The organism is Mesorhizobium loti R88b, from assembly GCF_013170845.1.
GTDB lineage: Bacteria > Pseudomonadota > Alphaproteobacteria > Rhizobiales > Rhizobiaceae > Mesorhizobium > Mesorhizobium loti_B.
On record NZ_CP033367.1, the window covers coordinates 1924365 to 1937839 of the forward strand.

Consider the following 13475-nt stretch of genomic DNA (forward strand, 5'->3'; position numbering starts at 1 on the left):
CTGTTCCTTTCCCGATCGCTTACAAGACGCCGGCTTCGTTCTTGAGCTTGTCGATGAGCTCGGCAACGCTCTTCACCTTGACGCCCGCCTTGCGGCCGCTCGGCTCCTCGGTCTTGATGACCTTGAGGCGCGGCTTGACGTCGGCGCCGTAGTCGGCCGGGCTCTTTTCGTCGAGCTGCTTCTTCTTGGCCTTCATGATGTTGGGCAGCGAGGCGTAGCGCGGCTGGTTGAGGCGAAGGTCGGCGGTGACGATCGCCGGCATCTTCAGCTCCACCGTCTGCAGGCCGCCGTCGACTTCGCGCGTTACCTTGGCCTTGTCGCCGTCGAGCACGATCTTGGAGGCGAAGGTACCCTGTGCCCAGCCCAGCAGTGCGGCCAGCATCTGGCCGGTCTGGTTGGAATCGTCGTCGATTGCTTGCTTGCCGAGGATGACGAGGCCGGGCTGCTCGGCGTCGACGACGCCCTTCAGCACCTTGGCTACGCCGAGTGGTTCGGTCTGCTCGTCGGTCTTGACCAGGATGGCGCGGTCGGCGCCCATGGCGAGCGCGGTGCGCAAGGTTTCCTGCGCCTGCTGCGGTCCGATCGACACGACGATGATTTCTTCGGCCTTGCCGGCTTCCTTCAGCCGGATCGCCTCTTCGACCGCGATCTCGTCGAACGGGTTCATCGCCATCTTGACGTTGGCGAGTTCAACCGCCGAACCATCAGCCTTCACACGAACCTTGACGTTCGCATCCACAACCCGCTTCACGGGCACTAGGATCTTCATTTGCCTGTCACCTCTTCACGCTAGTTGGGCGCGCTATAGCAGCCTGCGCCTTTTCTGAGTTGTCGAAAGCCGACATTCCCGACTGAATTCCGGCCAGACGGAATTCTGGCCGGATGGAAATTCTGGTCTTTGCCCGTCTTGGACTGCGGCGCAGACGTTTCCGTAGTTGTGGTAACCCTGCACGTCAATACGCTGAAAGCGGCTCAAATCGGTTCAGTTTGAGCCAGAAGGATTTCCTCGGCCCCAGCGCGCCGTGGTGGCTGGCGGTTCTGACGCCGCTGGTTCGGCAGCAACCGGCGGCTGGTCGGGCGCAGGAGACACGGTATCCTCATCGGCGCCGGCAAAAAGCGGCACGCCGCGGCTGCGCAGGACAAGCACCAGCACGGCGCCTGCCATGATGCCGCCGATGTGGCAAGCCCAGGAAATCTGGTCCTCGCCGCCGCGGGCAAACATGAAAACCTGGAACAGCACCCACAGGATGAGCGGGATGAAGGCCGGTATGCGCAAAGGGATACGGGCAAAGGCCAGCACCCAGACCTTCACCCTGGGGTAGAGGATCAGGTAGGCGACGACCACGCCGGCGATGGCACCGGAGGCACCGATCAGCGGCACCTGAGAGTTCCAGGCGACGAGCCCCTGGAAAGCGGCGCCGGCGATGGCGCACAGCAGGTAGAAGATCAGGTAGCGGATGTGGCCGAGCGCGTCCTCGACATTGTCGCCGAACACCCACAGGAACAGCATGTTGCCACCGAGGTGGAAAATGTCGGCATGCAGAAAGGAGTAGGTGAGGTAGCTCAGGCTTTCCGGAATGATAATAAAGCGCGGGTCGAGCTCGGCCGTGTTGTGAACGACCGATGGAATGAAGCCGAGGCCAAGCACCGCTGCATTGGTGAAGTTCTCGCCGCCGAGCGCGGTGGCGCAATAGACCAGCGCGTTGGCCACGATCAGCCCGATCGTCACATATTGCAGGCGGATATGGCGCAGCCTGTTGGTGTCGTAAAGCGGGATGAACATCGGTTGCTGGCCCCCTCCCGCTCTTCGGTCCGTTCAGCGGTTCTTGCCGGGAACCCATAGCACGTCGGCATTTCCATTGTCATTGACCGCTCGGGCGGCGACAAACAGGAAATCCGAAACGCGATTGATGTATTTCAGCCCGTCGCGGTTGACGTGCTCATGCGGTTCTTGCGCCAAGGCCACCATCAGCCGTTCGGCCCGCCGCGCCACGGTGCGGGCAAGATGCAAGGCAGCGGCCGCCGGCGAACCGCCATTGAGCACAAAGGATTTGAGCGGCTGGAGGTCCTTGTTGAGGAGGTTGATGTCCTTCTCGACACGGTCTGTCTGAGCCGCGGTGATCCGCAACGGCTCGTATTCGAGCGGCTTGCCGTCGTCCGGCACGGCAAGGTCGGCGCCGAGGTCGAAGAGATCGTTCTGGATGCGCGAAAGCATGGCGTCGATCGCCGGGTGGTTCTCTGCGGTATGGACACGGGCAATGCCGATGCAGGCATTGGCTTCGTCCACCGTACCGTAGGCGTCCACACGCCGGTCGGATTTTAGCCGCCGTTCACCAGTGCCGAGGCCCGTGGTGCCGTCGTCGCCGGTGCGGGTATAGATCTTGTTGAGCTTGACCATGTCGTCTCCCCCGCTGCCGGTATCCTCACTTGCGGGTGAAATACACGGCCAGCAGGATCAGCACCAGCGCCACGGCCTGCAGCATGACGCGTGCCTGCATCAGCTTGTTCGAGGTGACGCCGGAACCGCCACGCATCATGTTGATGAGGCCTCGGATCAGCACGATCACCACGGCGGCCATGACCAGAATGGCGAGGATGTTGAAGACGGTTGCCATTATTGCGTTTCCAGTTGTTTGGCGTTCAGGCGCGTTTGGCCATCAGGCGGTAGAGTATCGATGCCGGCAGGATGCGTTTGAGCGCTGCGCCGATTTTAGCCGGCACTGTTACCACATAGTGCGGGCGCGGGCGCCGCGACAGAAGTGCATGGCGCAGAACCTTGTGGACCACCTCCGGCCCGGGTTTCAGCGCCGACTGGCTGCCGCCGGCGCGCAGCCGTTCCAGTTGCGCGGCATAGTCGGCGCTATGCACGGACTTCTCGATGTCGATGTTTTTCAGGAACCAGGGCAGGCCGTTGCTGGCGATCTTCGATTTCACCGGCCCCGGCTCGATCAGCGAAACATGGATGCCGCTGCCTTCCAGTTCCTGGCGCTGGCAGAGCATCAGCGCTTCGAGCGCATGCTTCGATGCCGAATAGGCGCCGCGGAAGCGCACCGGCACCAGGCCAAGGATCGACGAGCAATGGACGATGCGGCCATGGCCCTGGCGGCGCATCACCGGCACGAGGCGGCTGGTCAAATCATGCCAGCCGAAGAAATTGACCTCGAATTGCGCTTTGAGCGCTGCCACCGACAGGTCCTCGACAGCGCCTGCCTGCGCGTAGGCGCCATTGTTGAAGAGCGCGTCGAGCGTGCCACCGGTGCGGTCGAGCACCGCCGCTACCAGGGCGGCGATTGAGTCCGGTTCGCTGTAGTCGAGATAGAAAGCCTCGATGCCGTCCGCTTCGAGGGCGGCGATGTCTTCCGGCTTCCGCGCCGTCGCGAACACCCGCCAGCCCTCGGCCTTCAACGCCCGGGCGCAGTAGGCGCCGATGCCGGAGGACGCACCGGTGACGATGATGGTGCGCAACTCGGGAGCTGAAGAAATCGTGGTTTGACTTAGGGTTGCCATTTGCCGCATTCACTTCCCATATTCGCGGCGTCGAGACAATCGAAGGGAGCGCGCGTCCTTGCTGCGGAACATTGTCGCCCTGCGCCGCGTGCTCTACGACGCGCTCGGACATTTCAACACCGATGACGGCTGGGCGATGGCCAGCCATCTGGCGATCACCTCGCTGATGGCGCTGTTTCCGTTCCTGATCTTTGCAACGACCTTGGGCAGCTTCCTCGGCGCCCAGGCCTTTGCCGACACGGCCGTGCATCTGGTCTTTGATACCTGGCCGGATCAGATCGCCAAGCCGATCGCGCATGAGGTGCTGAACGTGCTGACCGTCAGGCGCACCGACCTGTTGACCTATGGCGTGCTGCTTGCCGCCTACTTTGCCTCGAACGGCATCGAGGCGCTGCGCACGTCACTCAACCGCGCCTATCGGGTCACGGAAACGCGCGGCATCATTTATCGCCGCGTGCAGAGCATTTTCTTCGTGCTGATCGCGACGGCCGGTTTCCTCGCGATCAGCGTGCTCCTGGTGTTCGCGCCCTTGCTGGCGCGGCTGGCGGAAGCCCATTTCGAGTGGATCAAACCCTACACCGGCACGATCACGCTGTGGCGTTATGTCATTGCCTCGACTGTCATCATCGGTGGCTTGTTTGCCGTCCACTACTGGCTGCCGGCCGGCAAGCGCCGCTTCGTCTCACTGGTGCCGGGCATCATCTTCACACTGGCCGCATGGCTCATCGGCTCGACGATGTTTGCCACCTATCTCGACCATTTCTCGTCTTATGTGACGACGTATGCCGGTCTCGCCTCGATCATGATCGCGGTGGTTTTCCTCTACATCGTCTCAGCGATCTTCATCCTAGGCGGCGAGCTCAATGCCGCGATCAGCCGTTACCTTGAGGCGCGTGCCCGGGTCGGCTGAGATTTTGCAGGTCGCGCCGTTGCCAGGCCAACGCCGAAGGTGGTGATCGCCATGCCGACAATCTGCAGCGCGTTGAGCTGCTCGTCGAACAGGGCCCAGGCGATGATCGCCGTCACCGCCGGCACCAGGTAGAACAGCGAGGCGACTTTCGACATTTCGCCGTCGCGGATCATCACCATCAACAGGAAGATGGCGCCAAGCGACAGCACCAGCACCAGCCAGGCCATGGCGAAGATCAGTTCGCCGTTGATGGTGACTGTATGTGTTTCGAAGGCAAGTGCTGCCAGGATCATCACGGAGGCGCCGCCGACATATTGCCACATGGTCGCGGCGACGAGGTCGCCGCCGGAGGCAAATCGCTTCTGCCAGATGGTGCCGGCGCTCATGCCGAGCACCGAGACCAGCGAGGCTGTCAGGGTCGCCACCGTCACGCCGCCGCCGAGCGCGCCGAGCTTCGGCCACAGCACGATGACGATGCCGATCAGGCCGATGCCCAGGCCAAGCCAGTGGCGCGGCAGGATCGCTTCGCCCAGGAATTTGCCGGCAAGCACGGCCGTGATCAGCGGCTGCAGGCCGACGATGAGAGCCGAAAATCCGGCGGGCATGCCCCGGTGGATGGCCCAGAAGACGGCGCCGAGATAGACGCCGTGCATCAGCACGCCGGCGCCCGTCGCATGCAGCGCCTCTTCCCGCGTAGCGCGTTTCGAGCCGAGCACCAGCATCAGCACAGCCAGCAGGATGGCGGCGATGACGAACCGTGCGGCGAGGAAGGTGAACGGCTCCGCCCACGGCATGGCGTAGCGCGCGCCGATGAAGCCGGTCGCCCACAGGACGACGAAGGTGGCGGGGATGAACCGCTTGATGCTGTGCATTTTCCGGAAACCACCGCGCTGGAAAGAATTGAACGTGGCGCTGCTCTAATCCCGTTCAGCCCGGCGCGCAAAACCAAACGATTGATCCATGCATCACGGGAATTCAACCGGCGGTACGTCCGCCAGGCTGCTTACCAGGCTCACTGAGGTCAAAGCCCGATCATTCGCCTGACATCGTCCGGCGACGCACCGGTGCCGCGCAGCGTGGCAAGGCCGCTGTCGCCAAGGCTCTTCGACAGTTTTCGCCCGTCCGGCCCGAGGATGAGCCGATGATGGAAATAGGCCGGTTGCGGGAGCCCCAGAAGCTCCTGGAGCAGGCGCTGCACGCCGGTGGCGGAAAACAGGTCCTGGCCACGCACGACATGGCTGACGCCTTGCAGCGCATCGTCCATGACGACTGCGAGGTGATAGCTGGTCGGGATATCGCGGCGCGCCACGATCACGTCGCCCCAGTCCTGCGGTCGGGCTTCGACCAAACGGGTCGCGGAAAGCGTCTCATCGGTGAATTCGGTCCATGCGAGATCCCCGCCGACACGCGCAACAGCGGCATCGACATCCAGACGCCAGGCGAAGGGTGCATTCTCGGCGATGCGCCGCTTGCGCTCGTTCATGGTCAATGCCTTGTCGGCGGGGGGATAGAGTGGCACGCCGTCGGGATCGCGCGGCCAGACACGCCCGCGCTTCTCGCTTTCGGTGATGAAGGCCCTGATGTCGCCCCGGCTCATGAAGGCGGGATAGACCAGTTCCATGCCTATCAGCCGGTCAAGCACCGCCTCGTACTCGGCAAAATGCTCGGACTGGCGGCGCACCGGCTCTTCCCAGCCAAGGCCCAGCCATTTGAGATCGGCAAGCACGCCGGCCTCTAATTGCGGCGTGCAGCGCGTCGTGTCGATATCCTCGATGCGCAGCAGCAGACGGCCGCCCGACGCCCTTGCCAGCTTCTGGTTGAGCAGCGCCGAATAGGCGTGGCCAAGGTGCAGTTCTCCATTGGGGCTGGGCGCGAAGCGGAATGTCAGGAGCGTCATGTCTCAAGCGGCAATCGGGTTGTGCTGTGGTTTCGGCGGTTGCTACCTTGCGGCACATCGGCGGACAAGGAAACCATGCAACGCATCGCGACACTGGACGACATCGCCCGGGGGCTGGATGCGCTTTGCATCATCGACCCGCGCCTGGAGAAGGTGCGCGGCATGGCGGGCGAAGTGCCGCTGCGGCTCTCAGAGCCGGGCTTCAGGAGCCTGGCCTCGATCATCGTCTCGCAGCAAGTGTCCCGGGCGAGCGCCGACGCCATCTTTGGCCGGCTGACCAGGCTTGTCGATCCGCTGACGCCGCAGGCGGTTCTGGCGGCCGGCGAGGACATGTTTCGCGAGGCCGGCCTGTCGCGGCCCAAGCAGCGCGGCCTGATCGCGGTTGCCCAGGCGGTGGCCGACGGCCTCGACCTCAATCACCTCTGTTCGCTTGAGGCTGAGGAGGCGATCACGGCGATGACTGCGGTGTCCGGTATCGGCCCATGGACGGCGGAAGTTTATCTCCTGTTTGCCGCCGGGCACCCCGACATCTTCCCGGCGCGTGACGTTGCCTTGCAGAGCGCGGTCGGTCATGCGCTCGGCATCGACCCGCGTCCGCCGGAGAAAACACTGATCCAGCTCGCCGAATCATGGAGCCCGTGGCGAGGTGTCGCATCGCGGCTTTTCTGGTCCTATTATCGCGAAACCAGAGGACGGGATGCTGCACCACCGGCCTGACTCTGCAAAAAACCATGAAAATCATGCGTTTTTGGCACTTTGGCCGAACGACAATCCGCTTCACATCCCTGTCATGTCGGGCTTACAGTATCCGCGCCGTTCGGGTCTAGAACCAAGGAGGTGAACACGTGACGGTTGCCGTATCTCCGGATGGGCTTCCAGCACTGGTGCTGAATGCGGATTACCGTCCGCTCAGCTATTACCCCTTGTCGCTCTGGTCCTGGCAGGATGCCATCAAGGCGGTGTTCCTCGACCGGGTGAACATCGTCGCCGAATACGAGCATGCGGTGTCCTCGCCGACCTTCTCGATGAAGCTGCCGAGCGTGGTCAGCCTGAAGGCCTATGTGAAGCCGTCCAGGCATCCGGCCTTCACCCGCTTCAACGTCTTCCTGCGCGACCGCTTCCAGTGCCAGTATTGCGGCACGCCGGAGGATCTGACCTTCGACCACGTCATTCCCCGCCATCGCGGCGGTGCCACGACCTGGGAGAATGTCGTCGCCGCCTGTTCGCCCTGCAACCTCAGGAAGGGCGGTATGATGCCGGCGCATGCCAAGATGTTTCCGCTGCAGAAGCCTTACCAGCCGACGGTGCATGATCTGCACAACAATGGCCGGCTGTTCCCGCCGAACCATCTGCATGAAAGCTGGATGGATTATCTCTACTGGGATGTCGAACTCGAACCTTGAGATCGTTCGAGAATTCGGGAGGCTGGCCGCCGAAGCGATTTTCTGCGCTTCCGGTGCTCACGTGCTTTAATACGCTCCGCTCCGGTTCTCGAAAATCACTTCATCCGACTCAGCCTGCCGAATTCTTTGAACGATCTCGCGTCGGCTCTGCAGCTTAATCGCGCGACAGCGCGCCGCGGAAGGCGACGGCGGCGAGGATCAGGCTGGCGATGGCGTTCCAGCCGGCCAAAGACAGGCCAAGGATGCGCAGTGCGGCCTTGTCGCAGGAGGGCGGCACGAATTTGTCGAGTGCGTCGAGCACGCCCTTGCCGCCGGTGTCGACCGGCCCGGCGCCTGCCGTGCAATCGGTCGGGCCTGCCCACCACTGCCATTCGACGCCGGAGTGGTAGACGCCGAGATAGAGGCCGTAGAGCATCAGCAGGCCGCCGATGCCCAGCAGGCCGCGCGTCAGCCAGGCCGGCGCGCGCAGCATCGATGCAATCGCCGCCAGCACCATCAACGGCACGCCGACGTAATAGGGGGTGCGCTGCTCCAGGCAGAGATGGCAAGGGATGTAGCCGCCGATGTGCTCGAAGCCGAGGGCCGAGCCGACGGTAGCGGCCATGGCGACTGCGAGAAACAAGGCCATGCGCGTGCGCTGGCGTCCGGTGTCGGCATTCATGGTCGCTGTCATGGTTCTTTCGTCCGTTGTGTTCGCCGCCCGTTCGCCCTTATCCATGTCGTTGTCCCAAAACCGCAGGACACTATTGGGCGACATGGACTAGAGCGCGTATTTGATCAGGATATAGAGCAAAATCAGGGCAGCCGCGCCGGCGCCGACAATCAATCCCAGGCGCTTCTCGATGAACTCCTTGATCGACTCACCATAGCGACGCAGCAGCCAGGCAAGCAGCAGGAAACGAGCGCCTCGCGCCAGGATGGCCGAGACGATGAAAACAACAAGATTTATGTGAAGCGCCCCGGCCAGAATGGTGACCACCTTGATCGGCGGCAGGTGCGCAACGCCGGACGTGACGAGCAGCACCAGCATTAGCCCCGTGCCCGACGACTGCCACTGCTCGAAGGCGGCAAGGCCGCCGAAGTGCTCCAGAATCGGCCGTGCTATCGTGTCGTAGGCATAGTAGCCGATCAGCCACCCGGCAATGCCGCCCAGCACGGACGCAACTGTGGCGGTCAGCGCGTAGCGATAGGCGCGTTCGGGCCGTGCCAACGCCATGGGCAGGAACAGTACGTCCGCCGGAATGAAGAACACCGAGCTCTCGACGAAGGCGATGAAGGCCAGCCACCATTCAGCAGATTTGCGCGCCGCCAGCGACAGGGTCCAATCGTACAGTCCGCGAAGCATCGGCTCTCCTAATGCATGTCGCCCAAAAAAGCGCAGATGCCTGGGGCAAGGGCATGGATGAAGACAAGACCCAAAGCGCGCGCGGCCATCCGTTCCGACGCGCCACGCTCCATGCGCCGCCTGTCTAGAAAGATTTTCCGCGCTGCACAATGGCAGCGCCGCCACGAAATCAAAAGGCGCAGTTGGTCGCATGAGGGCGATCCCTGGAATTGGCCAGTTGACGAACAGGCCTCCAACCGTATAGTCCGCGCCCATCCAGGCCGCCCGGCCTGAGCCCCTATGGCGGAATTGGTAGACGCGCTCGACTCAAAATCGAGTTCCGCAAGGAGTGCTGGTTCGATCCCGGCTAGGGGCACCATTTTCTCTACAACCCGCTACACGACAGTGGCGGGCGCTTGCTTCCAGAGCGATGCGAACGTCCAACCATAGACCATGGCCGTCAATCCTGTGCCCGGGCCACCTGCTTGCGTAGTTTGGCGTGCGGCTATACTCCTAGAGGCCAACATCAAACGGCACGATTGCCGAGTTTCCGGCCACTTTGCGTGATGGAAATACTCTACGGGCTTGGGTTTTTGATGCTGTTCAGCTTAAGCGCGGTCAGCGGGGTCGTGTTGCGCGCCCGGCTGCATGAAGCCCATTTCTCGAAGGACAATATGGATGCGGTAAGCCTGGGTACAGGTCTCCTCGTAACCTTCGCCGCCCTGGTTCTCAGCCTGCAGTTGTCTTCGGCGAGATCGACTTTCGATGTCGCCAACCGCGACCGCTCGCTCTACGCCGCCAAATTGGCACGCCTGGACGAATGCCTTCGAAATCTTGGCCCCGAGATGGGAGCAACGAGAGAACGCCTTCGCCAATATACCGCTGCCGTTATAGCGAGCACGTGGCCGCACGAGGTTGCGCCCGTCGTCGACGGCATGCCGGATGTTCAGCACATGGCCGTAAGTGGCGAAGATGCGACCCTAAAGGCCATCATGAACGAGGTCGGAGTATCGATCGACTCCGTGGCGCCGGCGGATACCGCGCATGTAAACATGGCTGCCAGGTGCCGATTGAATTTCACAATGGTCGAGGAGAGCCGTTGGCTGGTCATTGAAGATTCGGATCGTGGCGCCAGCAATTCGTACACTGGCATAGTCAGCTTCTGGCTGGCGCTCGTGTTCTTCAGCTTTGGGCTTCGGGTTCCACGGCGCACGTTGAGTGTCATGGCCCTGGCAATCTCGGTCGTGGCCGTCGCCAGCGTGATGTTTGTCATTGTCGATTTGAATTTTCCCTACGGAGGCATATTCGGCATTAAAAGTTCCGCTATGCGCGATGCCTTGGCGGATATGAGCCGATAGGCTGTGCAGGGCATGCGCAAGACCAAGCGTTCGCAAGGGTGCGTTCTCTCGGCCCAGCCTGTTCGGAGCCGAGAGAACGTGGCTGAAGCCCGCACTGTGGCTTCAGCCGGCTTTTGCCAATCCGCTCAGAGCGAGTGCTTGTACCCGATCGCGATGTTCCACTTGTCGCCCGCGAGATCGTTGTAGGGGGCTGACGTGGTGTCGGTCTTCTTCCAGGAATAGCCAACGCTGGCATAGACCGCGTTGGTGGAGTCGATGCTGTAGGTCAAGCCGGTGGCCAGCTTCGGCGTTTCCCAGGTGGCGTTGAAGGCATTCCGGTAGCGGAAGTTGAAGACGTTCCAGGTCCATTGCTTGGAAACCTTCCAATCGCCGGCGATGTACAAGGCGTAGTAGGGAACGTTCGCATTGGCATCCGCATCTTTGATGATGCCTGTATCGTGCCAGGTGTAGCCGAGCCCCAGGCTGGGGGTCAGGGTGAAGGCATCGGTGATCTTGATTTTGTAGCCGAGGCTCGCTTCGGCGTAGTACTGCGACTTTCCACCGGTCTTGAAGGTCGGCTGGATAAAGATCCCGCCGACGAAATTGTTGTCGAAACTGTGCGAAACACTGAGCTTGTAGTAACTGTCGGCAAGCGACCGGGCGGTGTTGCTGCCATTGTCGATGGCGTAGAATTCAGGGCTACCCTCGATGGCAATCGTCCAGGTCGGCGCTGCCGGTGGCGGGGCTTCGACCAGGTCGGCTGCAAAGGCCGATGTGGCCATGGACAAGCAGACGCCCAATGGGGCGATGATGGTGCGCAAAAGCATGGTCTTTCCTCGAGATGTGGCGGCGCGTCGGACAGCGGCGCGTTGGGATGTGGCGAGGATTTAGCTAGGCGCGCCCTATTACAGTTATGTGACGACGTGCCATTTGTATGGATCGCTTTGTCCAAACGGCTCCCGGCACGATATTGGCGGTGCAGTTTGGCCACACTCGGGAGGCGACGGCAGGAAAACTCTTCGATGAAAACGGTTTCTGTCTTGGACGAAGCAGGCGGACTGGCCGGCTGTGTCACGCGTTTCCGCGGTCGAGACGCCTATCGCATGTTGCCGGTGTGGCCTTGCGAGTATCTGCCCGGCTGCGGCCAGACCGTCAGGCCGTGGGGCTCGACGCCGACCCGGATTTTCGTCACGGCGCCCGAGGTCGTGTCGATCATGTAGACCTCGCTATCGAAGCGACCGGACAGCCACAATTGCTTGCCGTCGGCGCTGACATTGCCCATGTCGGGGCTGCCGCCACCCGGTATCGGCCATTGAGCGACGACCGAGCGGGTGGCGAAATCGATGACCGTCACGCTGCCCGGCCCCTTTGCACGGCCTTGCTCCATCTTGTGCGAGCCGCGGTTCGACACATAAAGTTTTTTCCCGTCACGGCTGACAACAAACCCGTGCGTGCCGATGCCGGTGGCGATGAAGCCGATCTCGGTAAAGCTGTCTCCGTCGATCAGGAACACGCCGTCGTTCATCATGTCGGCGACGTAGAAGACCCTGCCGTCGGGGGAGAGCCTAACGTCCTGCGGCATGCCCATTTTCGACAGAGCGAGGTGGCCGAGCACCTTCTGGTTTTTCAGGTCGACCTTTAGCAGGCCGCCATCGCCATATTCGCAGGTGAAGATGGCGTAGGAACTGTCGACGGAAAAATCGGCGTGGTTGATTCCGGGGCAGGTCGGCGTCGCGAGCGTCGATTTCAGCGCCATGGTCTGCGGATCGCGCAGGTCGAGCCGCTGGTAGGCTTCATCGACTATGATGGCCGAACTTCCGTCCGGCATGAAATACATGTTGTAGGGGTCATCGACCGGAATTTCGTGACCCGGCTTGGCGGTCTTGGGGTCGATTGGTGTCACGCTACCCTTGCTGGTGCCGCTGGCGTTGTTGGCGACCCAGAGTGTCTTCAGATCCCAGGACGGAACGATGTGCTGCGGCTTGCGCCCGACAGGGAACCTGTCGACTTCCTTGAGCGTCAGGGGGTCGATGACCGATACGCTGTTGGACGAGCGGTTTGGAACATAGACACGAGGCAGTGCGCCTGCCGTCGCGGGGCTCAAATGATCAGAGCTTGTCTGGTCGTAGATATTGATCGGGGAGTGCGAAGGCGCCGGCTCGCTGCAATCCTCCGGGCATGAGCCGGCCGAAGCCGATGCCGAAGACAGGGCAAGCAACAAGACGAGCAGCGCGCGAAAGCTCGTGACCTGCGGATATGGTTTGATCATTTGGGCTGCTGTTTTTCGAATTTACGGATCGCTTCGGTCGTTCCGTTGACGATCAGGTCGACGCCGAGCTGGCCAAACGCGGCTGACGATCGTGTCGGATCGCCGCCATAGACGCCGTCGCCGGCATCGAGCTTCGGGGTGGCCGCGAGGCGATCCTCGCGCACCATGGACGGATCGATGGCGAGCATGAGCGATGTGTCGGCCAATCCCGCGTGGGTTCCGATCTCCGGCCGCGTCGCGCCGGCCGACAGGAGCTTGTCGACATAGGCGCCTTGGGTGATCTGATAGTACTCGAGCGCCGCAAAGACCCTGACCGGGGTTTTGCGCCATTCGGCGTTCAGGCGGTCGGCGACATGGCGCTCGTCGGCCTGATAGCCACCATGGTCGCCGATCAGCACGATGGTCTTGAAGCCGTGCAGCTTGAAGCTGCGGGCAGCGGATTCGAGCAGCTGCTCGAAAGTCTTGTCACTGATGGTGATCGTGCCGGGAAACCGCATATGGGCGGTCGGCGGATCGATGGCTCCTTCCGGAACATAGGAGATCACGGGCGCGACCAACGCGTTGCCCAGTTGGCCGGCTATTTTTTCAGCCAGAAACTTGACCCGCACATTGTGCTTGCCCAAAGCCATAGCGGGGCCGCTCTGTTCAGTGCCACCTATCGGGACAATGATCGTCGTCATTCCGGCGGCGATCCGATCGCTCAGTTCGGTCCAGGTCTGGTCCTCGAGCAAAACCGACGCGTTGGCGGCGTTCGCCACTGACGCAAGGCCTGACAGAAACCAAACGCAGACGACGGTGCCCGCGAACCGTGCGATCGTTCTGGCCTGT

General features: G+C 62.1%; 16 protein-coding genes and 1 tRNA gene. 5 read left to right on the plus strand and 12 right to left on the minus strand.

Annotated elements, in window-relative coordinates; genetic code table 11:
- Positions 1-19: 19 nt before the first annotated feature.
- From EB235_RS09395 to EB235_RS09415, 5 genes are all read right to left on the minus strand, one after another.
- Entirely contained in the window at positions 20-769 is a 750-nt protein-coding gene (locus tag EB235_RS09395; protein ID WP_027031245.1) for an electron transfer flavoprotein subunit beta/FixA family protein, read from the minus strand.
- Between the two features lie 213 nt (positions 770-982).
- The gene (locus EB235_RS09400; RefSeq protein ID WP_027031244.1) at positions 983-1783 is read right to left on the minus strand and encodes a rhomboid family intramembrane serine protease; all 801 of its coding nucleotides are present in this window, start codon (positions 1781-1783) and stop codon (positions 983-985) included.
- Between the two features lie 33 nt (positions 1784-1816).
- Positions 1817-2398 (minus strand): cob(I)yrinic acid a,c-diamide adenosyltransferase, encoded by a 582-nt coding sequence (locus tag EB235_RS09405; protein ID WP_027031243.1) that lies wholly within the window; start codon positions 2396-2398, stop codon positions 1817-1819.
- A 25-nt stretch (positions 2399-2423) separates the two neighbouring features.
- A complete protein-coding gene (locus EB235_RS09410) occupies positions 2424-2615 on the minus strand; it encodes a twin transmembrane helix small protein (protein WP_027031242.1) in 192 nt (63 codons plus the stop codon).
- Positions 2616-2640: 25 nt separating this feature from the next.
- On the minus strand, positions 2641-3507 hold the full coding sequence (locus EB235_RS09415; RefSeq protein ID WP_080680832.1) for an SDR family oxidoreductase: 867 nt from the start codon (positions 3505-3507) through the stop codon (positions 2641-2643).
- A gap of 58 nt (positions 3508-3565) precedes the next feature.
- On the opposite strand from EB235_RS09415, the gene EB235_RS09420 reads away from it, so the two are divergent.
- Positions 3566-4417, plus strand: a complete 852-nt coding sequence (locus tag EB235_RS09420) for a YihY/virulence factor BrkB family protein (protein WP_027031240.1) — start codon at positions 3566-3568, stop codon at positions 4415-4417.
- Here the strand turns inward: EB235_RS09420 and EB235_RS09425 are convergent.
- On the minus strand, positions 4387-5289 hold the full coding sequence (locus EB235_RS09425; RefSeq protein ID WP_027031239.1) for a DMT family transporter: 903 nt from the start codon (positions 5287-5289) through the stop codon (positions 4387-4389). The two genes, EB235_RS09420 and EB235_RS09425, sit on opposite strands and share 31 nt — an antisense overlap.
- Before the next feature lie 149 nt (positions 5290-5438).
- The gene (gluQRS, locus tag EB235_RS09430; RefSeq protein ID WP_027031238.1) at positions 5439-6314 is read right to left on the minus strand and encodes a tRNA glutamyl-Q(34) synthetase GluQRS; all 876 of its coding nucleotides are present in this window, start codon (positions 6312-6314) and stop codon (positions 5439-5441) included.
- Positions 6315-6389: 75 nt separating this feature from the next.
- Here gluQRS and EB235_RS09435 point away from each other — a divergent pair, with 75 nt between their 5' ends.
- Positions 6390-7031, plus strand: coding sequence for a DNA-3-methyladenine glycosylase family protein (locus EB235_RS09435; RefSeq protein WP_027031237.1), 642 nt, complete (start codon positions 6390-6392; stop codon positions 7029-7031).
- Between the two features lie 128 nt (positions 7032-7159).
- Positions 7160-7717, plus strand: a complete 558-nt coding sequence (locus tag EB235_RS09440; protein WP_027031236.1) for an HNH endonuclease — start codon at positions 7160-7162, stop codon at positions 7715-7717.
- A gap of 154 nt (positions 7718-7871) precedes the next feature.
- Here the strand turns inward: EB235_RS09440 and EB235_RS09445 are convergent, their stop codons facing one another.
- Both EB235_RS09445 and EB235_RS09450 read right to left on the minus strand, forming a co-directional pair.
- Positions 7872-8390, minus strand: a complete 519-nt coding sequence (locus EB235_RS09445) for a disulfide bond formation protein B (RefSeq protein WP_027031235.1) — start codon at positions 8388-8390, stop codon at positions 7872-7874.
- An 87-nt stretch (positions 8391-8477) separates the two neighbouring features.
- The gene (locus tag EB235_RS09450; RefSeq protein ID WP_027031234.1) at positions 8478-9062 is read right to left on the minus strand and encodes a YqaA family protein; all 585 of its coding nucleotides are present in this window, start codon (positions 9060-9062) and stop codon (positions 8478-8480) included.
- Positions 9063-9335: 273 nt separating this feature from the next.
- Here EB235_RS09450 and EB235_RS09455 point away from each other — a divergent pair.
- Both EB235_RS09455 and EB235_RS09460 read left to right on the plus strand, forming a co-directional pair.
- Positions 9336-9420 (plus strand) — tRNA-Leu (locus EB235_RS09455).
- A 184-nt stretch (positions 9421-9604) separates the two neighbouring features.
- On the plus strand, positions 9605-10399 hold the full coding sequence (locus tag EB235_RS09460; protein WP_171878141.1) for a hypothetical protein: 795 nt from the start codon (positions 9605-9607) through the stop codon (positions 10397-10399).
- 125 nt (positions 10400-10524) lie between these two features.
- Here EB235_RS09460 and EB235_RS09465 read toward each other — a convergent pair whose 3' ends face one another.
- The 3 genes from EB235_RS09465 to EB235_RS09475 form a co-directional block, all read right to left on the minus strand.
- Positions 10525-11205 carry a hypothetical protein gene (locus EB235_RS09465; RefSeq protein WP_051429687.1) on the minus strand — a complete coding sequence of 227 codons (681 nt, stop codon included), beginning with the start codon at positions 11203-11205 and terminating at the stop codon, positions 10525-10527.
- 269 nt (positions 11206-11474) lie between these two features.
- Positions 11475-12647, minus strand: a complete 1173-nt coding sequence (locus tag EB235_RS09470; protein ID WP_027031232.1) for a YncE family protein — start codon at positions 12645-12647, stop codon at positions 11475-11477.
- Positions 12644-13405 (minus strand): creatininase family protein, encoded by a 762-nt coding sequence (locus tag EB235_RS09475; RefSeq protein WP_245268839.1) that lies wholly within the window; start codon positions 13403-13405, stop codon positions 12644-12646. The genes EB235_RS09470 and EB235_RS09475 overlap by 4 nt, the downstream gene beginning before the upstream one ends.
- Between the last annotated feature and the right edge of the window lie 70 nt (positions 13406-13475).